Here is a 20,118-nt window from a genome sequence, read left to right on the forward strand (position 1 = left end):
TATTTAAACCGCTGGTTTCCATTAAACAATATATTGGAAGAAAGGCATGTTATCGTATTCAACAAAGTAACCTCCAGCACCACCACGTGTAGTGGGACTGGAGGTTACGCTATTGAACCATAGGACTCTTCATAAGAAAACAATGAGATTAATGCAGATTTTTTTTGGCGATCACGAGAACCTTGCCCGAATCAAGCTCTTTCTCGTAATAAGCCGCTTCTGCGGGACTGAATCCCAGAGAAGTGATCTTGTTCCGGAGCGCGTCACCCCGCGAGCGGAACATGTTGGCAATCGCGCCAAACAGCCCCTCTTCATGCAATCCCACTTCATTCGTATCCGCAGCATCCGCAATCCGGCCTTCGCGGTCCTCATTATGGCTGATCACATAGAGGTCATCCCTTGTGTAGCCGCTGCCCAGCAGCCGGTTCACTTCTTCTATCGCCTGAATACCATTATCCAGCAGCTTGGCATAAGCCTGCGTACGGATTGAATCCATGAAATCACGCTCCTTGTATGATATGAGAGGACAACGCTATTAAGATGGCTGAATTTCATTAACCATTTTATCGTCCTATTGAAACGCCTCAGGAAGAATTTCCGTCAAACAAATCAATACCGTCCCATTCACCTGTCTGGGAATTACGGTAAATCTTGAGTGCGGTACTTCCTCTCATATATACATCTCCGTCCTCGGCAACAAAATCAGGTGTGCCCAGCATCTCTACGAGATTATTCTTATGCGGTTCAATCCGCTGATCATTCAGATACAGGCCGTATTGTCTTGCTTCCGTTGGAGTGACATGCACATACAGTACAGCCCCCTCACAAATTCCTGCAGACATATCGGCATAATGGTACTCCTGGCAGCCCTGCCAAGGATCTGGCGTAACCTCAAGCGGTGAGCCCTTAACCTGCAGCAGTTCTTCTAGCGGCATGTAGAGCGAAACCCCTGCTAAGGAGTTGAAGCTTCCTATATAGGAACTGGTATTCACACTGTGCCCAAAGGACTGGACTACGGGCGGTTGCGGGTACAGCCAAGCGGCAGCAACAGGCTCCTGTTGCGGAGATGCAGAGAAATAGGAAGAAAGGAGACCCAGCAAGAGAAGGATAACATTCATTGAACCATCCCGCCTTTCATCAGATTTCTGCTGCCTGGCATTGCCGCCAAGGACTTTCCTCAGCTTTGCCGGTTAATGACGGAATTTCTGCCAGATGGCAGCAGCTGTGTCTACGCCTTTTAGTGCCATGGCGATCTTTCCGGGTGCTTTCTTGGCATTTACAGTCTCATAGGATTTCACGGTCCGTTCTTCCGCAGGAGTAAGCGGAGTATTTTCTATAGATACAGCCTTGGCCTTTTCCTTCAGCTCACGCGATTTGCGGAATTTCTCAATTACAGTTACCGATACCTGCTTCACAGTCAGTGTCAATTCGTTCATGACATCGCCAAGGTTCTTCACAGAATCGACAATCGGATCAATCTTTTGAATTTTGTTTTGAACATCTGCGGTAATATCGTTAGCGTGTCTGACCGTTGTTTTCACTTCATAAGTAAGCTCATCGATCGTTTTCTGAACTTCCTGCAGAGTCTGGCTGACCTTGTCGAGGGATTCCTTCGCTGATTTCAAGGTTTTAATTAAAAAGAAGACAAGTACGGCGAATGCAATCGCAACCAGTGCGACGCTAAGATCAATGATCATTTCCAAAACCCCTTCCAATCTTGAATGTCGGCTTGCTCTGCCTTGTACTGCATAGTTACCCTTACCGGAATGGGCCGAAACAAAATGTCAAGGGCCTCTGCTCCTTGTTTCAAAACAAAAGTCCCCGTTTAAACAATGACTACATTCGACTATATTCTTCATCACCGAAAGGATGACACATCATGCTAAAATGGTCGGTAATTCTGCTCGTCATAGCTTTAATCGCCGGTATTTTCGGATTCTTCAATGTTGTTGCAGCCGCTGTAGGCATTGCAAAGGTGCTGTTCTACATCTTCCTGATTCTGTTCATCGTTTCACTCTTCATGGGACGCAGGGGAAGATCGATGTAACCCCGGCCTGCTGTCTTCAAGATAATCTGCACAGGCAGACCTCTGAGCCTGAACTCCTTTTGGAGTTTTGGGCTTTTTGTGCGGTAAGCTTTCCGCTGTGCACCCCCGCTTCTAAATTCCCTATATCTTATTCACCCTGCAGAAAATGTAGGCCTCGCACCCTCAACAGTGCTGCGTAAAATAAAAAAAATAATCCGATTGGTTCATAGGGTCCTTTTTCTGTTTACATCATATTAGCACAGATAAACATGGGAAATCCCACTACAACAACCAAACTTATCCTAGGAGGAATCACCGATGAAAAAATTCGCCAGCATCGCAGTAGCAATGGGACTTGTAGCTTCTTTTGCAGCAACGGCTTCAGCCGATGAAGCATCCGGTACCGCCGCTAACGCCACAACCGTAACAGGCAGCACTTATGGTGACAAATTCGAAACGGTAATCACGCAAACAGATCTCAAACCGGCAACACCTATGATTATCCTGACAAAAGCCACTCCTTTCCACCTTTCCGTGGGCAGCATGACTCCAGCAGGCTGGCTGAGCGCCCAGACCATAGATACTACAGGAGCTGTAACGACCGACAGCGCAGGCAATGAATGGAGAGAAATTTACACATGGCTGGGCAAAGCATGGATCAAGGTGCCCGCATCCGCCTATGTAATCACTCCGGCCCTGTAATCACTCCCTCCATTGTAGCCTGGAACTCAAAAACATGCTGTGAAGCTTATCTATAGCTTTGATGGGGCCCGTAAACCGCGTCCTTTACTCTCTCTGCGGGCGTACATACAAGCGGGGCTGTCCCAAAAGCCATGTAATGGCTGCTTGGGATAGCCCCTTGTTTTTAAATAGGATCAACGTGAGCACTTGGGTGGTCGCTCCGCGAACGGACCGTTGTTCCAATCGCTGTGGTCTCCAGATTTTTTTCTATTCCCCTTAGCGGTGAAAACCCGGAGACCAAGGCGACGGAGTGAAGAAGGTTACGCCTTGGCCGTGCGCCGGATGACGGAACCGGAAAGTGTATTTGGCCAACTGAAGAACAACCGGGGATTCCGGCGCTTCCTACTTCGAGGGACGGAGAAAGTGAAACTCGAGGTCGGTTGGCTTTCCCTTGCCCATAATCTATTAAAGCAAGCAGCCAATGACCAAAAACGCAAAGCAGCGATTCTTCCAGTAACGGGAGAATCGCTGCTTTGCTCAATTTTTGTGGTTTTAAGAATAAAGAAAGCTATCACAGTCAAAGAAATCTGCTTTTGGGACAGCCCCTTCTATATTTCTCCCATTGCCTCCGCTTCGCCCGCTGGTCATTAGGGATGAAGCTCTGTCCAGGAATAGCCTCCGTCCGCTGTACTCCAGAGATATTCTTATGTTCAAAAGATTACACAAAAATGCACAAACGCTTGCTGTTACGGGTTTTCTATGAAAACTAATAATATCCATTTAATCAAAAATTAATATAAAATATGTTTACTATTGGTATATTATATGGTATATTTATCCTGAATTTCATACCAAAAAAAGGAGATGTTGTAAAATGTTCATGAAGATGAAGAAGAGTTTATCGATTTTGGTTTTCGCAGCTGTTTTTGTGCTAACGTTTGCGCAATCTGTCTTTGCCAGTGACCAGCCTGTTCAACTGACTTCAGCCAATCTATATATTTACAAGTTTGGATACGTTGGATTCAGCGGCAATATCGAAGTAAGCAACCTGGGCAACCCAAAAACTGTAACTATTCACTATACTCCTGGAGACGGTCAGTGGTATGATACGAACGCCTCCTATCAAGGCCTAACGGACTCCACACATGAAAAATGGAATTTTATAGTTTCCACCGATAACATTAGCAATAATAATCCGCAGCTCGCAAATGCCCAAACGATTCAATTTGCAATTAAGTATGAAGTCAATGGACAAACGTATTGGGACAATAACAACGGACAAAACTATTCCGTCAGCCGTTTTAATGAAAGTTCAACCATTCTTGGTAAACCGAACGTTTTTCGCGCTTACGATGATTTATATGAGAACACCTTCTCGGGAAGTGTATATGTCAAAAATTTAGCCTCCAGCAAAGAGGTTAAAATCAAATATACAACCGATAACTGGAATACAACCAGGGAAGGATTCGCCAGCTACTCCATACCGGCGAACTCCGATGGCAGCGTAGAAATCTGGGGTTTCAGCTTTAATAATATTGACCCAAGTGTTACGCAAATTCAGTACGCTATCTCCTACACCGCAAATGGACAAACGTATTGGGATAATAATTACGGGAACAACTACACAGTAAACCGCCGTTAATACAGAAATATATCCGAGAACTTAATGCTCTTCCCCTTGTTTAAAACGAACTTTTGGGGCTGTCCCAAAAGCCATGAAATGGCTGCTTGGGACAGCCCCTTATTTTGGAGTAGGTTCAACGTGAGCCCTTGGGTGGACGCTCCGCGAACGGACCGTTGTTCCAATCGCTGTTGTCCCCAGATTTTATTTATTCTCCTTAGCGGTGAAAATCCGGTGACAAAGGCGACCGCTACCGCTTTTCCACAATCGTTCCGTCCTCTCCGCTGTTTAAGCGGAAAAAGTTTCTTCAAATCTTTCTAAAATCACAAAAAGAAACCGTCCTTTGGTAAAATGGAGTTACCACACAACCATTTCAAAGGAGAGGTTTCTTTTGTACATTCAATATACCATGGACCAACTTTGCTTGCCAATGGATCTGGAAGAAGATATTCCAGAAAGTCACGGGGAAAGCCGTTAGTAAACATAAGTCCAAGCTGCAAGAAAAGGTACATACATTGAAGAACAACCGGGGGTTCCGGCGATTTCTGCTTCGCGGCATGGAGAAAGTGACGCTAGAAGTCGGTTGGCTTTCGCTCCCCCATAATCTATTGAAGCAAGCTGCAATGGACCAAAAACAGAAAGCAGCGATTCTCCAATAACGGGAGGATCGCTGCTTTTATAACATTTGAAGCTTTTGAGAAATTTGAGAATCTGACTCGTCAGTAGAATATCTACTTTTGGGACAGCCCCTTTTTGCGGCTGCTAGTGAAAATCCGGCCGCAGCATAGAAATAGGGGCTATCCCTACAGTAGAATCATTCCACTGAAGGGATAGCCCCGCCAAACACCCGCCCTAGTTCACCCGTCACAAACTGTACTGCTCTCGCTTCATGCCCTACACTCTATATTTTAGCGGATGACCGAACCTCCGTAAAGGAAACGTTTCATCCAAGAAGCGCTTAATTTATCAACCCGTACGCCGCCGGAGGCCACGGAATAAGTCTGGAGCAGCTGGCCGTCACCTAAATACATAGCCACATGCGTAATTCTTGCCGTAGACTTGTCAATTCCGGCATAAGCTGAATCCGAGCTGCCCTTATAATCCATAAAAAACATCAGATCTCCGCGCTTGAGTCCGGAGATATCCGTCACCACCGTACTGTTCTGCTTGATCCAATCTCCTTGCTGCCGCGAATCGGCAGGAAGCCTCAGATTGGCTGCGTCCATGAAGATCTGCCGGATGAAATCGGAGCAATCGAAGGTGCTGGTATCGCTGCGGCTGGAGCCGAACTCATAAGGAGTCCCAAGATAACCCATACCCGCGGCGATTACACTCTCAATTACATTCACCTGCGGAGGAGCCGTAGGCACCGGGGCTGGCGTCGGCACAGGCGTAGGAGCTGGAGCCGGAATTGGTACGGGCGCCGGAGCTGGAGCCGGTGTTGCTGTTCCCCCATCCGCTGCAATGTACTGATCCGACGAGCTGGTATAACCAACATTGCCATTTGCCGTTCTTACCTTGTACCAGTAACTATTCGTTTCTTCCACAATAGTTACCCGGTCACCTGTGTATAAATAGCCTATCACCTGTCCGCTGGTTGAGGGGGCCTCCCGAAGTCGGACAGTCGCTTGAATCACTGCCGTTTGTGACGCCGGGGCAGCAGCCACACTGATATACTGCTCTCCCCTGCTGGTATACCCAACGTCGCCGCCTGCAGTTCTGACTTTATACCAATAACTGTTCGTTTCTTCAAGAATGGCCACCTGGTCGCCTTTATTCAAATATTTCAGCACTTTCCCGCTTGTCGATGGCGCTGAGCGCAGACGGACAGAAGATATAATCACACCTGTTTGCGCTGCAGATGCTGTAATAGATGAATTAGCAGTGACAGAAGCCGCCTGCACCTGCTGAGGATTGAATACTCCGGATGACAGTGCAAGTGATGCCGAGACGAGCAGCGATGCTGCTATCCTTTTATGTGGTACGATCATAGAGTTCCCCCGGTTAGCGTAGTGAGAAATTCAACAACGTCGCGCGCTTCGTTAGTTGCTTTCTGCACTCATTATAGGCTTGACCGGGAATTGGAACATGCTCCAAATTTCACAAAAAAGCTTGCCAACTTATGGTAACATCCGGGTCTATAGTCTTGATTCCTCCTTGAATTTGGTGGAAATTACAGCTAACTAGGAGAAATTCAGGATATTATTGCTTGGGTTCCACATGAACCTGCACATTCATAATATTATGAAGCGTGCTCATCCGCTCCTCGATGGAGTCGCTAATCTCATGGCCCTGCATTACTGTAATCTCGGCATTGACTTCTACAACCACATCCACCAGCACATGATTGCCGTGAACACGGGCTTTTAAATCCTTGATGCCTTCGACTCCGGGTGTCCGGGCAATCGTGCTGCGCAGGTCCAGCAGTCTATCCTGATCGAATCCGTCCGTCAGGCGGTACGTGGAATCGCGGAAAATATCCCAAGCCGTCTTCAAAATGAGCAAGCCGACGGCCACCGCTGCGGCCGAATCAATCCAGGGTAAGCCGAACTGCGCACCGACGATCCCCACCGCAGCACCTATGCTGACCATGGCATCGGAGAAATTATCCTTGGCTGCTGCCAGCAGCGCGCCGTTATTAATCTGTCTGGCGAGCCGCTTGTTATATAGATATACCCCCATCATGGCTGCGGCACACACCACCGCCACCCCGGCTGACCATAGCTGCGGTACTTCTTTGGCCCCTTCAAACAAGGAGCGGACCGCTTCCACAATAACCTGAATGCCGACCATGGCCATGATGAAGGAAGCCAGCAGCGCCGCCACCGTCTCCGCGCGGAAATGTCCGTAGGTATGATCGGAATCAGGCGGCTTCCGCGAAATGCGCAGGCCGATCAAGACCGCCAGCGAAGCCACAATGTCGGTGAGGTTGTTGAAGCCGTCCGCCAGCAGCGCGCTTGAGCCAAATACATAGCCGCTGATCAGCTTGAAGGCCGAAAGAATGAGGTAGGCGATAATGCTGAGCAGAGCGCCCCGTTCACCTTTACGAATATCATCATAGATATCAGCCACTGCCAATCCCCCCTATTGATCTCTATTCGGTTCCCGAGCACCGGCAGATCATTCTTTGAATTATTCTTGCCCTTGTGGCAGCATTTAAAAACAATTAAAATGAAGGAAAGAACTTGCTACCTAAGGGGGTTACATAATGAGCGAGAGCAACGACAAACCAAAGATCAATCTGGCGGATGCCATCCGCCAAAAGCTGGAACAGAAGAAGCAGCAAACTTCCGCCAGACCCGGCTCCACGTTTCAGGCCGGTTCCGCCAAACCGCTGAAAAGCCAGAACAACAAAAAGCCCAACAACCAGCGCCGCCGGACCGGAGGCTCATAGATTTGAACATAAACGGCTGCGTTATCCCTTCCGGGATGACGCAGCCGTTTTTCCTATGAACCTGATTAGTGTTCAAGGCTTCATATATAGTTCTTACACCTCTACAGGATACATACGGGCACGCATTTCCTTGATTTCCGGATTCTCCAGATATTCATCATAGGTCATGGTGCGGTCGATAACCCCTGCCGGTGTAATTTCAATGATACGGTTGGCAATCGTCTGGATGAACTGATGGTCATGGGAAGTGAACAGGATTGTACCGTCAAAATCAATCAGCCCGTTGTTCAGCGCAGTGATCGACTCCAGATCCAAGTGGTTGGTAGGTTCATCAAATACGAGTACATTCGCCCCGTTCAGCATCATCTTGGCCAGCATACAGCGGACCTTCTCGCCCCCGGACAGCACACTGGCCTTCTTCAGCGCTTCCTCACCGGCAAAGAGCATCCGGCCCAGGAATCCGCGCAGGAAGGTTTCGTCCTGATCCTTGGAATATTGGCGCAGCCATTCCACCAGGTTCAGATTCACCCCGTCAAAGTAACTGGAGTTGTCCTTAGGGAAATAAGCCTGGGTGGTTGTAACCCCCAGGTATACTCTCCGGCGTCGGCTTCCTTCTCCCCCATGATGATGTCGAACAGCAGGGATTTCGGCTGGGAATTCGGACCGACAAAAGCGATTTTGTCGCCTTTATTGACCACAATGCTGAATTCATCCAGCATTTTTTCGCCTTCAACTGTTTTGGTCAGGCCGCTGATCGTAAGCAGCTGCTTGCCGGCCTCACGCTCAGGCTTGAAGTTGAGGAACGGATATTTCCGGTTCGATGGACGGATATCGTCCAGCGTAATCTTTTCCAGCTGCTTCTTGCGGGAGGTTGCCTGCTTGGACTTGGAAGCATTGGCCGAGAAGCGCTGGATAAACGCCTGCAGCTCCTTGATCTTGTCTTCCTTCTTCTTGTTCGCGTCACGCTGCAGCGCCTGTGCAAGCTGGCTGGACTCGTACCAGAAGTCGTAGTTGCCGACATACATCTGGATTTTGCCGAAGTCAATGTCCGCAATATGGGTACATACCTTGTTCAGGAAGTGGCGGTCATGGGATACAACAATAACAGTGCCCTCATAATCCATGAGGAAGTTCTCCAGCCAGCCGATGGATTCCAGATCCAAATGGTTGGTAGGCTCATCGAGCAGCAGGTTGTTCGGACGCCCGAACAGAGCCTGGGCCAGCAGGACGCGAACCTTCTCATTGCCGCTGAGTTCGGCCATCTTTTTGTCATGCATCTCGCGCATAATGCCAAGGCCGATCAGCATTGCCGCCGCATCCGGCTCGGCGTCCCAGCCGTTCAGCTCGGCGAATTCCCCTTCAAGCTCACCGGCGCGCAGGCCGTCGGCTTCGGAGAAATCGCTTTTGGCATAGAGCGCATCCTTCTCTTTCATAATGTCATACAGGCGGGTATGCCCCATGATTACCGTTTCCAGCACCGGGTATTCATCATACTCGAAATGGTTCTGCTTCAGAACTGCCAGCCGCTCACCAGGAGTCATGTGCACTTCACCGGTATTGGCTTCAATCTCTCCGGACAGAATTTTCAGGAACGTGGATTTGCCGGCACCGTTGGCCCCGATCAGGCCGTAGCAGTTGCCGGGTGTGAATTTTATGTTTACATCCTCAAATAGTGCGCGTTTTCCGTAGCGGAGTGTTACGCCGCTTGTACTGATCATTAAGCATTACCATCCTTTTCACTTAGGGTTCCGGCTCATTATAGCATAAATATAAGAGAAAAGGCCCGCAGATCACCCTATAAAGTGTAGTTTTGCCCTAAAAGTGGATGCAGGTGATCCTATAGGCCAGGCATGCGTTCCTCGGGATGCACAATCAGCGTTTCCCCGTAGGCCAGGGTGCGTATCCTCTCCCCGGCAATCCCCTGTGCCAGCCGCGCCTGCTCCATCCGGTCCAGCGCCTCACGTGCGGTGTCATCGGCCAGACGGAAGGTTCCGAAATGCATCGGAATCATCAGCTCCGCGCCAACATCCAAAAAGGCCTGGATGGCCTCCTCAGGGGTCACATGCTGTGAGCTCATGAACCATTCCGGCTCATAGGCCCCGATCGGCATCAGCGCCACATGCAGCTTGAAGCGCCTGCCAATCTCCTTGAACCCCGGGAAGAAGCCGCTGTCCCCGGCAAAATACAGATTGGGCGGCAACCTGTGCGCGCCCCCGTCCCCCTGGGGATGCTTGCGGGGTTCAGCAGGCTCCAGCACAAAGCCGCCCCAGTGGGAGGTATTGGTATCAAACGGCGTCCGCCGTGTCCAGTGCTGCGTCGGGACAAAGGTCAGCTTCACCGCGCCTACCTTTATTTCCTCCCACCACTGCATTTCCAGGCAGTTCACAAACCCTTTGCGCACCATCTTGCGTTTCAGCCCCACCGGCACCACAAGCGTAGTTCCCGCCTTGTACAGCTTACGGATAGAAGCGAGATGCAGATGATCGTAATGGGAATGGGAGATCAGAATCAGATCCACGGGCGGAATCCCGCTGAGCGGAATGCCGGGCGGGGTAATGCGTTTCTCCAACCCGAGCCGCCGGGCCCATACAGGATCAGTTATAATATTTACCCCTTCATATTGAAGCAAAAAAGTGGAATGCCCGATCCAGGTAATGGTCGTATCCAGACGGTTCTCCGCCAGATAGTCCAGCTTTGGAGGAAGATTGGGTACTTTATAGGAGTAATCCTTTTTCTTCATCCGCCGTTCCTCGCGCCATTGGCGGAGCTGCTTAAGCGTTTTATCCGTACTGACATTGTCGATGTTATTGTAGCGTACTCTGGCCATTCCGTATCTCTCCTTAACAAGCTGCCGGAATATATCTCTTTTTGTGAATTATAGGATTCCACGGCTCGTTTTGCAAAAGCGTGCGCTGAGCGCATATCCTTATTTAATTAAAAGTTTAACCATTTCGTACCAGGCTTAAGCGGACATATGCGGTCTGCCTTTTGTGTTGGGTGCCCGAAATGAGGTAAAATGCGGGTAAAGCATCTACGGTCAATTATGCCGATCAAAGGGGGAGCCTAACGTATGAAGATCACATTTATAGAACCGACTCCAAGTCCCAATACGATGAAGCTTCATCTGGATGAGACTCTGGAGCCCGGAGTCCGCCGTACCTATACACCGGAAAGCCAGCGTTCCGCCCCTTCCTGGGCGCGGGAAATGCTCACGATTCCGGGCGTCACCAGCATTTATCACGCTGCCGATTTCGCTGCACTGGAGCGCAAAGGCAGCGCTGACTGGGCCGCCATTCTCCGCGAGGTCCAGACCCGGTTCGGCGCGGAGGGCCTAAGTGCAGACTTCAACCTGGAGGATGAGAATGCCGGTGCACACTTTGGAGAATCACAGGTATTCGTGCAGATGTTCCGCGGCATCCCGATCCAGATCCGCGTCAAAACCGGCGCGAGTGAGGAGCGCATCGCCCTCTCCGCCCGGTTCACAAAGGCGGTAACGGATGTCGCCAGCGCCGTACTGATCAAAGAGCGCAAGCTCACCGATTACGGCGTGCGGTACGGCGAGCCCGAGGCCATCGCGCGCGAGGTCGAGCAGGAGCTGGAAGCGGCGTATCCGCAGGAACGCCTCGACTCCCTCGTGCAGCAGGCCATCGCGCACGGGGCCGGCGGCGAGTTCGTCGAGCAGCGGCAGAAGAAGGATCAGGCCGAGCTGCTGCGAGACCTGAAGGACGAGGACTGGCGCGTGCGCTACGCCGCGCTGGAGGACCTTGCGCCGACAGCAGAGCTCCTGCCGGAGCTGCGCGCGGCGCTGCACGACCCCAAGCTGCATATCCGCAGGCTGGCGGTCGTGTACCTGGGCGACATCCGCACGCCCGAGGCGATGGAGCTGCTCTATGAGGCGATGGCAGACAGCGCCCCGGCCGTGCGGCGCACGGCCGGAGACACGCTGTCCGACATCGGCGATCCCGCAGCGACGCCGGTGATGACGGCGTCGCTCACGGACAAGAGCAAGCTGGTCCGTTGGCGGGCAGCGCGCTTCCTCTATGAGGTCGGCACGGCCGAGGCTCAGGAGGCCTTAAGCCTGGCTGTGGACGATCCGGAATTCGAGGTGGGTCTGCAGGCCAGAATGGCGCTGGAGCGCATCGCCTCCGGTGAAGAGGCTGCCGGTACCGTATGGCAGCAGATGTCGGAGCGCCGGAGAACCTAACGCTTACCTGCCGTAATTTGTCATTGCTTGCCCAGGCAAGTTGCATTATACTAATCCCTGTTGTGTTCATATCATTATAAAGATAGCCTCATCATACCTAAGATGAGGTAGAGGTTGCGGATATAAAGAGTACGCGCGTGGAGACGCTATAAGAGCCGTCTGTGAAACGCCGCCGAAAGGAATATCCGCCGAAGTCTGCGCCGCTGCTCTTATTATGCTGCGCCGGCTGGGGCCGTTGCCGAAAGGTACGGAACTGTCACAGGGCATGGCCCGTCAGGAAACTGCGGCCAGGCACTGTGTTGCGCTATCTGAACAGGGAGTATGGTGCGGAGCTGTAAATACAGGAAACCGCAGAATCTGTCTGCGGTTTTTTTTACGCTTGCGAATGGATATGCTTCTTGGTTAGAGCCCTTGAACAGAAACATTATAATTTAGAGGGAGTGTCCTATTTATGCAAGTCAGGAACAACAATCAGGCGCACCAACCGGGGCAGAGCAGCAATGCATCCGCGCCGGGGCTGCGCAAAACCTTCAAGGCCAGACATTTAACCATGATCGCGCTCGGCGGCTCCATCGGAACCGGACTGTTCCTCGCCAGCGGCGGCGCGATCGCCTCTTCGGGTCCGGGAGGCGCGCTGCTGGCTTACACTGCTGTCGGCATTATGGTGTATTTTCTGATGACCAGCCTGGGTGAGCTGGCAACTTACTTGCCGGACTCCGGCTCTTTCAGCACTTACGGCACGCGGTTTGTCAGCCCCGCCTTCGGCTTCGCCATCGGCTGGAACTTCTGGTACAACTGGGCGGTCACTATCGCTGCAGAGCTATCCGCTGCCACTGTCATTATTAAGTACTGGTTCCCGGATAGCCCTTCCATCCTCTGGAGCCTTCTGTTTCTGCTGCTGATGTTCGGACTCAACTTTCTGTCTGCACGCGGCTATGGGGAATCGGAATACTGGTTTGCCATTATCAAAATCATTACCGTTATCGTCTTTCTGACGGTAGGGGTGTTGATGATCTTCGGTATTTTGGGCGGCAAGGCGGTTGGTTTCGGCAACTTCCAGCTTGGCGGCAGCTCTTTCCACGGCGGATTTTTTGCCTTCGTCGGCGTCTTCATGGCTGCGGGTTTCTCGTTCCAGGGGACTGAACTTGTCGGGGTCGCCGCAGGTGAGAGTGAAAATCCGCGCCGGAATGTGCCGCTGGCCATCCGCCGGGTGTTCTGGCGCATTCTAATCTTCTATATCTTCGCCATACTTGTCATCGGGCTGCTGATCCCTTACACCAACCCCGATCTGCTCCGCAGCGGAATTGATGATATCGGCGTCAGTCCGTTCACGATTGTCTTCAATAAAGCAGGACTTGCGATTGCTGCATCTGTCATGAACGCAGTCATCCTGAGTTCAGTGCTGTCAGCCGGGAACTCGGGCATGTATGCTTCCACCCGCGTCCTGTATGCGATGGCCAAGGACGGCATGGCCCCGCGTGCCCTCGGCAGGCTCAACCGCCGCGGAGTGCCTGTAGGTGCGCTGCTGGTTACCACTGCAGTCGGCATGCTGGCTTTTCTGGCCTCATTCTTTGGCGACGGGGCGGTCTATAACTGGCTGCTTAATGCATCCGGAATGTGCGGCTTCATTAACTGGCTGGGCATCGCCGTATGCCATTACCGTTTCCGCCGCGCTTTTGTGAAGCAGGGACATTCGCTGGAGGAACTGCCTTACCGGGCCAGATGGTTCCCTTTCGGCCCGCTCTTCGCACTGGTCTTATGCCTCATTGCTGTTTTTGGCCAGAACCTCGGCGCTTTCACCGGGGGAAGCATCGACTGGTACGGTATCCTTGTCTCCTATATTAGTCTGCCGTTGTTCCTGCTGATCTGGTTCGGCTACCGCTGGTTCCGCAAGAGCCGCATTGTCCCGCTGGATCAATGTGACCTAAGCACCCATCCGGAGTAATCCGCTTCTCAGAGCCGAAGCCGGGGCCAGAAGCTCTCTCCGTCCGCATGAGTAGTGGTTGAGACAGAACATACGAGGGATCGTGCCATATTTTCTTAAATCAGTAAAAAAGGGGATGCATTTGGAGCCAACCCGCTCCAGATGCATCCCTTTTTGATGATCAGTATCGTACTCCCATTGGCAGCAGCCCCTCCTTTCAGCCCCATCGGCTAAGCGTATCTATGCGGACTCACGTTCCGCTATTCTCTGCAAACGGGCAATATACAAGGTGATCCGGACACACAATCCGTTATTGAGGTGAAAAAGGCTGCAATCTCCCCGAAAACAAGGAAATAAGGGCTCTGTAGTCCGGGAGCGCCGAAAAATCCGTGTTTTCCTATAAATAAGGGCTTCTGTGTCCGGAAGACAGCCGGAGCGGGGAGACGATCAGCAGCTAGGCACATAACGGGAACGTCCGGCCGGGAGACGATCAGCAAAACGCACATAGCGGGAAACGTCCGGCCGGAAGGCGCACACCAAGCGGCATACAGCCAAAAAACGAGCCCGGTGCCTACTTCCAGGTCACATAAACCTTCAAATCCCCGGTGTTGTCAAAGGGGGAGCTGGTGTAGGCCAAGTTCTCCAGGCCTAAGCTGTAGAGCCCCTGCAGATCTATTTTGAGCAGTTTTTCACTGCCCCGGTAACGGAATAACAGGGATTGCTTGCCGGAGGCAACCGCCTCACGCACGAGCGTATTCAGCTCTGCCGCAGAAGTAATCACCTCATCCTCCTCGTACAGCCGGTAATCGAGCTTCTTTTGAAGCTCCTGGTATACCGGCACGCTCTGCCCGCCGCGGCTGACCAGTTCGGACAGGGTCTGGGCATAGCCGACAGACGCTGCCGGGTAGGATTTGGTCCAGCTGTGGTCACGGCGCATCTGGGCGTCCGTCCTCATGTAGTAGACCGTACTGACTCCACCCTCCGGGCTGGGGGTTGGATCATCCCAGGTTGTGTCCAAATGGTACCAGCGTCCGTCCAATTGCACCAGATTCCAGGCATGTGACTGGGCGACGCCTCCCTCCGGTTTTGCCGTACCCTCCACAATTTTATTCGGGATGCCTGCGCCCAGGAGCAATTTGTAGGTCAGAAGCGAATACCCCTGGCAAACAGCGCTGCCGGTCTGCAATCCTTCATAGGCGGTATATTTGCGGTATGTGTTATCATATTGCAAATGCAGCACCACCCAGTCATGGATCACCTTCACCTTCTGGTGCTGGTTCATTCCAGGGGTAATGATCTGCTGTAAAATGGTTTTCACCTGCTTGTTCACCAGAGCCGTCTGCTGCAGCGTCTCCCGGTACGCCACCTGCACTATTACTTTGGCCGACCGGCTGCTTCCGCGATACGAAAAAGCGTAGCTGTCGATAATATAATAGAGGTAAGGATCGCTGCCCATCGCCTGGTCAATCGCCTTCTGCACCTCGGATTTCAGGTTGGTTGTCTTGCCTTCGTATACGAACGTAATGTTCTCTCTGCGGTTATTCATGGCTGCAGTCAGCTTCTGGGCCATCTCCGCCCCCGATTGCAGCACCGCTGAAGTGCTGGCGGCGTAGGCATGATCCCAGCCCCAGTACAGGGCAGGCGGCAGAGCGGCGCACACCAGCATTCCTCCAAGCATGGCCTTGACCAATGTATATCTTTTTTCATATATGCCCCTGCTTTCTCTGCTGCAATGGATATGGATGAAGTTCCGCGTGTGTACTCTATTTTATTAAATGCGGAAATACGGCATTACACGACTATAATATTTCAGGAAGATCAGAAGGACCGGCTGCGCTCTCCTGGTTATTATTATCGGTCCAGCAGGCCTGGTGAATAAGTCCGGCAGGCAAAAAAGGCGGTTTCCGCATAGAGTAACTCTCTGCTGCGGAAACCGCCTTGATGCGCTGTGTTTAATTTTTTTTATGCTGCGGGATCAGAATATAAGTTTCTCCGGCAATGGTCTCAAAAACAGCACCCGCATCCGAAAGCGTCCCATCCGGTTTCTGCAGCGTTAGGGGCAGGCTGCCGGACACGCTGCACGGATAGCCATGCGTAGACACAAGCACTGCCCGGACCAGCTGGCCGCCGCTCCACTCCATATCAACGATAAAACCGCCGCGCGCCCGAAGTCCGCTGACCCGTCCCCCGCTCCAGCTCCCGGGAAGCGCCGGCAGCAGCTTCAGCCCGTTCTGGTGGCTCTGGAGCAGCATTTCGGCGATCCCTGCCGCAACGCCGAAGTTGCCGTCGATCTGGAATGGCGGGTGATTGCCAAACAGATTCGGCAGCGTGGCTGCCTCCAGAATCCGCCGCACACAGCGGTAGGCCTTTTCGCCATCCTGCAGCCGGGCATACAGATTAAGCAGCCAGGAGGCGCTCCAGCCGGTATGTCCGCCGCCGGATTCGAGACGCGTCTCCAGCGACAAGGCCGCTGCAGCCGCCAGCTCCGGCGTTTTGTCAGGGCTGATCACATTGCCCGGATACAGGCCGTACAGATGGGAGACATGACGGTGTCCCGGCTCCTTCTCGGCAAAATCCCTGTTCCATTCCCGTATCCGCCCGTCCGGAGCGATCCCGGGATGCGCAAGACGCGCCCGCTTAGCGGTTAATTCCCTGCGGAATTCAGGCTCCGTATCCAGAATTTCCGCAGCCTGAATACAGTGGGAGAACAATTCGGCAATCAGCGACATATCCATAGCTGATCCGGCAGACACACTGCAAGGCTCCCCTTCGCCAGTAAGAAAGACATTCTCCGGTGAGGTGGACAAGCCCGTAGTCAGCCGGCCATCCGGCAGCTCTACCAGAAAGTCCTGACAGAACAAAGCTGCTCCTTTGAGCACAGGAAATGCAGTGTCTTGCAGAAACGCCCTGTCGGGGCGGAAGGCATAGCGTTCCCACAGGTGCCGGGAAAGCCACACGCCGCCCATCGGCCAGAAAGCCCACATGGACAGTCCATCGGAGGGGGTCGTCATCCGCCAGAGGTCGGTATTGTGATGAACGCTCCAACCGCGCGCTCCATAATGAATATTTGCGGTGCGTCTCCCGGCCAGGCTAAGCTCTGTAATTAAATCCATTAATGGTTCATGGCATTCACCTAATCCGCACGGCTCGGCTGGCCAATAATTCATTTCTGCATTAATGTTCGTGGTATAGTTGCTGTTCCATGGCGGCTGAACATGCGGGTTCCAGATCCCTTGAAGATTCAGAGCCTGCGTGCCGGGCCGGGAGCCTGCGATCATCAGGTAGCGGCCATATTGGAACAGCAGCACTTCCAGGGCCGGATCTGCTTGCCCTTCGCGGTAGTGTGCCAGCCGGTCATCGGTTGGCAGCTCCGCCAGGGAAGAAGCAGGAGCAAGTTCAAGACTCACACGCCGGAACAAGGTTTGGTGATCCCGGATATGGAGCAGCCTTAGCTCTGCATATGCTTGGGAGGCCGAAGCCAGCTGCTTGAGGCACAGCTCTGAAGGCACTGTGCCGCCCCTTCCCGGCATCCTGTCATACCCGGCATAATCGGTTGCCGCCGCCAGCCGGATGGTAACCGCGTTCGCACCTGAAACCGACAGACTTCCGTTCTCAGCCGTACAAGCGCCGCCATCCGTACGGATCTCCAAGGCCGCCGCATAACTTATGCCCAGGCCTTCTTCATACAAGACGGAGCGCGGATGGTCACCCGCATAATTATCGGCCACATGTGACGGAGCGCGTCCGTTCATAATCAGTGTTCCGTCCGGAGTCATCCGGAAACGGGAAGGATGAGGCGAACTCAGCTCCGCGGTGAAATCCGGCAATACGTTCAGTTCTCCCATGCCCTCCGCACGGATATGGATCGCTATAAGCTCATCGGGTCTGCTGGCGAGTACTTCACGAACGATCTTAACGCCTCCGGCGGTATAGGAGACGGCAGCCAATGCCTGCTCCAAATCAAGCTCTCTGCGGTAATCCTCTACTGGACCTGCGAGGTCGAACCTGATCCTCAAGTCCCCAAGCGGTTGGTAGGATTCCGTACGGCTGCCGAGCATTTTGGCATCAATCAGCGCTTCCGCTTCCTTGTATTTCCCCTCCGCTACCAGCTGCTTGGCCGGAGCCAAATGGCGCAAGGCTTCATAATTGGTTGTATCGCGCGGGAAGCCCGACCACAGAGTATCCTCATTTAACTGGATCAGCTCCTCCTCCACTCCGCCGAAGATTATCCCCCCAAGCCGGCCGTTGCCCACCGGCAGCGCCTCTTCCCATACGGCGGCCGGCCTGTTGTACCACAGTTTATGCCGGCCGGTATCTCTGCTCTCTCCCACGTACATGCCTCCTGTCTGTCTCGTTAGGACTCAGTGATAAACGACATTTTCCTGATGTTACAGGGTAAACAGCAATCGGCGGGAAGCCCGCACTTACTTTAGGGCTTCCCGCCGTCTTCATGCTTTTCTGAAGGAGTAACGACTAATTATTCATTCCACAGTTTCACACGTTTTTTAACCAGCTCTTCACGTAAATCTTCTGCCTTCGTTACACCGGCTTTATCAAGCTCTCCCATGTAGGCATCCCAAACTTTATCAAAATCTGCCGGTTTGGACAGGATAGCTTCTGGAATCCGTTTCCAGGTAATATCCTTCAGCTTGTTATCAAGCACAACAATTTCGCTGTCGCCAGGGATAGTGATATTCCAGGCAGCACCCCAAGGCTTAACCTTGAATTCATCTTCGCTTGGGAACAAATCTTTCCAGGTGTTGGCTTTGTAGGCCGCCAGTGTTTCTTTCTCTACTTTATTGTAGCCTGCTATGACTTGCTCAGGGAAACGGGTTGTATAGTAGCTGCCGGTCGGGTCCAATACGCCGTCGCCATAGTGAGCGCTAAGCAGTGCGTAGTTGGAGCCGACATTCCCCAGTCCGGTTTCTTTCTGGAAATTGGTGGTGTCATTATATTTACGGTTATTTACATCTTCAGGAATGACGCGTTTGCCGTCAACGACGTTGTAGTGCTTGCCTTCGATCCCCCAGTTGACCAGCACTTGGCCTTCATCGGAAGCCAGGTAGTCCAGGAATTTAATAGCGCGCACCGGATCTTTAGCATCTACGCTGATCCCGATTCCGTTGCCGGCCATGAAGCCTGTAGGCCAGAAGGAAGTCTCCTTATACTCCTCAGACAAAGTCACAGGGAAGTGTGCATATCCCTGATCCAGCTTGCCTTCGGCTTTCAGTGCTTTTTCTCCGTCTCCATAACCCCAGTCTTGGTCTATCAGACCAATGACACGGCCTGTAGCAATCTTGGCTTTGTACTGATCATACTTCTGAACAAAGCTCTCCGGATCAAGCAAACCGATATCGTTCATATGGTTGAGCCAGCGGAAATATTCTTTCTCGGCCGGACGGCGGAAGTGATAGGTCACTTCTTGCGTGTCAATATCAATCGCATACTCTCCATCATCAGGTGAACCTGTAGTAATGAATGCCGGGTTGGTCACTGTAATGTACATGTACCAGTCATCTGCATTTAGAGTCATACCGATGTTTTTGTTGCCGTTCTCATCGGTAGGATGTTTTTCAAGATAAGCCTTGATGACGTTTTCATAATCCTGAACGGTCTTGATTTCCGGATAACCGGCTTCTTTGACGGCACGGTGCTGAAGCTCGAATCCGCCGCCCGCATCAAAATATTTGTTATCCACACCTGCGTAGGTAGGAATAGCATAAATCGCATGGTCGTCATCACTGTAACGTGAACGTTTCAGGCCTTCTTCGCCAAGCACTTTTTTGATGTTGGGAGCATATTTATCAATCAGGTCCGTCAGATCCAGCATTGCGCCTGCATCTACGAGCTTGTTGATGTCGGTCTTGGCACTGATCAGATCCGGATATTCACCGCTGGCAGCAATCAGGGCTACTTTTTGTTGGGGGTCACCCACTGCAAATTCCGCTTCTAGGGTTACACCCGTTTTTTCGGTAAGAACTTTACCCACTTCATCCTGCATTCCTGTCCAGTTCGGGTTAGGGTCTGCACTGAAGTAAGTCATGGTCAGCGGAGAAGTATCCTCAGCCTTGTTAGCGTTGTTTCCCGTATCTGCGGCATTTCCGGCTGCGTTATTCCCGTTATTACCGCCGCAGCCGGCGAGCAAACCGAGCAGCATAACAGAAGTGAGCGTAATCGCCGATGCTTTGGCTTTTATTTGTCTATTCCTTGCCATGAATGAAACCCTCCTTAAAATTGTTAATCTATCGTATCACAGGTAAATGCCTGT

The 20,118-nt window shown here is 52.2% G+C and carries 16 protein-coding genes, 2 pseudogenes and 1 riboswitch; of the genes and pseudogenes, 8 read left to right on the plus strand and 10 right to left on the minus strand.

The window, feature by feature from the left end:
* Positions 1–148 precede the first annotated feature (148 nt).
* The 3 genes from JI735_RS04390 to JI735_RS04400 form a co-directional block, all read right to left on the minus strand.
* Positions 149–496 (minus strand): YflT domain-containing protein, encoded by a 348-nt coding sequence (locus JI735_RS04390; RefSeq protein ID WP_039838410.1) that lies wholly within the window; start codon positions 494–496, stop codon positions 149–151.
* Positions 497–584: 88 nt separating this feature from the next.
* Positions 585–1,118: a hypothetical protein gene (locus tag JI735_RS04395; protein ID WP_051052208.1), complete on the minus strand. Its 534-nt coding sequence runs from the start codon at positions 1,116–1,118 to the stop codon at positions 585–587.
* Positions 1,119–1,190: 72 nt separating this feature from the next.
* Positions 1,191–1,697: a DUF948 domain-containing protein gene (locus JI735_RS04400; protein WP_039838411.1), complete on the minus strand. Its 507-nt coding sequence runs from the start codon at positions 1,695–1,697 to the stop codon at positions 1,191–1,193.
* Positions 1,698–1,879: 182 nt separating this feature from the next.
* Here JI735_RS04400 and JI735_RS04405 point away from each other — a divergent pair, with 182 nt between their 5' ends.
* From JI735_RS04405 to JI735_RS04420, 4 genes and pseudogenes are all read left to right on the plus strand, one after another.
* Positions 1,880–2,047, plus strand: a complete 168-nt coding sequence (locus JI735_RS04405; RefSeq protein ID WP_039838412.1) for a DUF1328 domain-containing protein — start codon at positions 1,880–1,882, stop codon at positions 2,045–2,047.
* Between the two features lie 297 nt (positions 2,048–2,344).
* A complete protein-coding gene (locus tag JI735_RS04410) occupies positions 2,345–2,728 on the plus strand; it encodes a hypothetical protein (protein ID WP_051052210.1) in 384 nt (127 codons plus the stop codon).
* A gap of 273 nt (positions 2,729–3,001) precedes the next feature.
* Positions 3,002–3,199 (plus strand): annotated as a pseudogene (locus JI735_RS38100) (transposase); the annotation flags it as partial.
* Between the two features lie 382 nt (positions 3,200–3,581).
* Entirely contained in the window at positions 3,582–4,349 is a 768-nt protein-coding gene (locus JI735_RS04420) for a carbohydrate-binding protein (RefSeq protein WP_039838414.1), read from the plus strand.
* Between the two features lie 887 nt (positions 4,350–5,236).
* Here JI735_RS04420 and JI735_RS04430 read toward each other — a convergent pair.
* Positions 5,237–6,319 (minus strand): C40 family peptidase, encoded by a 1,083-nt coding sequence (locus JI735_RS04430; RefSeq protein ID WP_202677101.1) that lies wholly within the window; start codon positions 6,317–6,319, stop codon positions 5,237–5,239.
* A gap of 211 nt (positions 6,320–6,530) precedes the next feature.
* Positions 6,531–7,400 carry a cation diffusion facilitator family transporter gene (locus JI735_RS04435; RefSeq protein WP_202677102.1) on the minus strand — a complete coding sequence of 290 codons (870 nt, stop codon included), beginning with the start codon at positions 7,398–7,400 and terminating at the stop codon, positions 6,531–6,533.
* A 136-nt stretch (positions 7,401–7,536) separates the two neighbouring features.
* Here JI735_RS04435 and JI735_RS04440 point away from each other — a divergent pair, with 136 nt between their 5' ends.
* The gene (locus tag JI735_RS04440) at positions 7,537–7,722 is read left to right on the plus strand and encodes a hypothetical protein (protein ID WP_020426866.1); all 186 of its coding nucleotides are present in this window, start codon (positions 7,537–7,539) and stop codon (positions 7,720–7,722) included.
* A gap of 93 nt (positions 7,723–7,815) precedes the next feature.
* Here the strand turns inward: JI735_RS04440 and JI735_RS04445 are convergent.
* Together JI735_RS04445 and JI735_RS04450 are read right to left on the minus strand one after the other, a co-directional pair.
* Positions 7,816–9,440, minus strand: a pseudogene (locus JI735_RS04445) (ABC-F family ATP-binding cassette domain-containing protein).
* A 119-nt stretch (positions 9,441–9,559) separates the two neighbouring features.
* Positions 9,560–10,549, minus strand: coding sequence for an MBL fold metallo-hydrolase (locus JI735_RS04450; protein WP_039838428.1), 990 nt, complete (start codon positions 10,547–10,549; stop codon positions 9,560–9,562).
* A 243-nt stretch (positions 10,550–10,792) separates the two neighbouring features.
* Here JI735_RS04450 and JI735_RS04455 point away from each other — a divergent pair, with 243 nt between their 5' ends.
* A complete protein-coding gene (locus JI735_RS04455; protein ID WP_202677103.1) occupies positions 10,793–11,926 on the plus strand; it encodes a virulence factor in 1,134 nt (377 codons plus the stop codon).
* Between the two features lie 100 nt (positions 11,927–12,026).
* A riboswitch (Lysine riboswitch) is annotated at positions 12,027–12,241 on the plus strand.
* A gap of 136 nt (positions 12,242–12,377) precedes the next feature.
* On the plus strand, positions 12,378–13,871 hold the full coding sequence (locus JI735_RS04460) for an amino acid permease (protein ID WP_051052212.1): 1,494 nt from the start codon (positions 12,378–12,380) through the stop codon (positions 13,869–13,871).
* A gap of 550 nt (positions 13,872–14,421) precedes the next feature.
* On the opposite strand, the gene JI735_RS04465 is transcribed toward JI735_RS04460, so the two are convergent.
* Positions 14,422–15,528: a transglutaminase domain-containing protein gene (locus tag JI735_RS04465; protein ID WP_202677612.1), complete on the minus strand. Its 1,107-nt coding sequence runs from the start codon at positions 15,526–15,528 to the stop codon at positions 14,422–14,424.
* Positions 15,529–15,582: 54 nt separating this feature from the next.
* On the opposite strand from JI735_RS04465, the gene JI735_RS35300 reads away from it, so the two are divergent.
* Positions 15,583–15,729, plus strand: a complete 147-nt coding sequence (locus tag JI735_RS35300; RefSeq protein ID WP_233476246.1) for a hypothetical protein — start codon at positions 15,583–15,585, stop codon at positions 15,727–15,729.
* A 73-nt stretch (positions 15,730–15,802) separates the two neighbouring features.
* Here the strand turns inward: JI735_RS35300 and JI735_RS04470 are convergent, their stop codons facing one another.
* On the minus strand, positions 15,803–18,187 hold the full coding sequence (locus JI735_RS04470) for a glycoside hydrolase family 95 protein (RefSeq protein WP_202677104.1): 2,385 nt from the start codon (positions 18,185–18,187) through the stop codon (positions 15,803–15,805).
* 140 nt (positions 18,188–18,327) lie between these two features.
* On the minus strand, positions 18,328–20,064 hold the full coding sequence (locus tag JI735_RS04475; protein ID WP_083886910.1) for an ABC transporter substrate-binding protein: 1,737 nt from the start codon (positions 20,062–20,064) through the stop codon (positions 18,328–18,330).
* Positions 20,065–20,118: the final 54 nt, after the last annotated feature.

Origin of the sequence: Paenibacillus sonchi (assembly GCF_016772475.1) — a bacterium.
Taxonomy (GTDB): Bacteria; Bacillota; Bacilli; order Paenibacillales; family Paenibacillaceae; genus Paenibacillus_AQ; species Paenibacillus_AQ sonchi.

Coding starts and splice junctions, on each gene's coding strand:
- JI735_RS04390 (WP_039838410.1), bottom strand. CDS start 496: ATGGATTCAATCCGTACGCAGGCTTATGCCAAGCTGCTGGATAATGGT.
- JI735_RS04395 (WP_051052208.1), bottom strand. CDS start 1,118: ATGAATGTTATCCTTCTCTTGCTGGGTCTCCTTTCTTCCTATTTCTCT.
- JI735_RS04400 (WP_039838411.1), bottom strand. CDS start 1,697: ATGATCATTGATCTTAGCGTCGCACTGGTTGCGATTGCATTCGCCGTA.
- JI735_RS04405 (WP_039838412.1), top strand. CDS start 1,880: ATGCTAAAATGGTCGGTAATTCTGCTCGTCATAGCTTTAATCGCCGGT.
- JI735_RS04410 (WP_051052210.1), top strand. CDS start 2,345: ATGAAAAAATTCGCCAGCATCGCAGTAGCAATGGGACTTGTAGCTTCT.
- JI735_RS04420 (WP_039838414.1), top strand. CDS start 3,582: ATGTTCATGAAGATGAAGAAGAGTTTATCGATTTTGGTTTTCGCAGCT.
- JI735_RS04430 (WP_202677101.1), bottom strand. CDS start 6,319: ATGATCGTACCACATAAAAGGATAGCAGCATCGCTGCTCGTCTCGGCA.
- JI735_RS04440 (WP_020426866.1), top strand. CDS start 7,537: ATGAGCGAGAGCAACGACAAACCAAAGATCAATCTGGCGGATGCCATC.
- JI735_RS04450 (WP_039838428.1), bottom strand. CDS start 10,549: ATGGCCAGAGTACGCTACAATAACATCGACAATGTCAGTACGGATAAA.
- JI735_RS04455 (WP_202677103.1), top strand. CDS start 10,793: ATGAAGATCACATTTATAGAACCGACTCCAAGTCCCAATACGATGAAG.
- JI735_RS04460 (WP_051052212.1), top strand. CDS start 12,378: ATGCAAGTCAGGAACAACAATCAGGCGCACCAACCGGGGCAGAGCAGC.
- JI735_RS04465 (WP_202677612.1), bottom strand. CDS start 15,528: ATGCTTGGAGGAATGCTGGTGTGCGCCGCTCTGCCGCCTGCCCTGTAC.
- JI735_RS35300 (WP_233476246.1), top strand. CDS start 15,583: ATGGATATGGATGAAGTTCCGCGTGTGTACTCTATTTTATTAAATGCG.
- JI735_RS04470 (WP_202677104.1), bottom strand. CDS start 18,187: ATGTACGTGGGAGAGAGCAGAGATACCGGCCGGCATAAACTGTGGTAC.
- JI735_RS04475 (WP_083886910.1), bottom strand. CDS start 20,064: ATGGCAAGGAATAGACAAATAAAAGCCAAAGCATCGGCGATTACGCTC.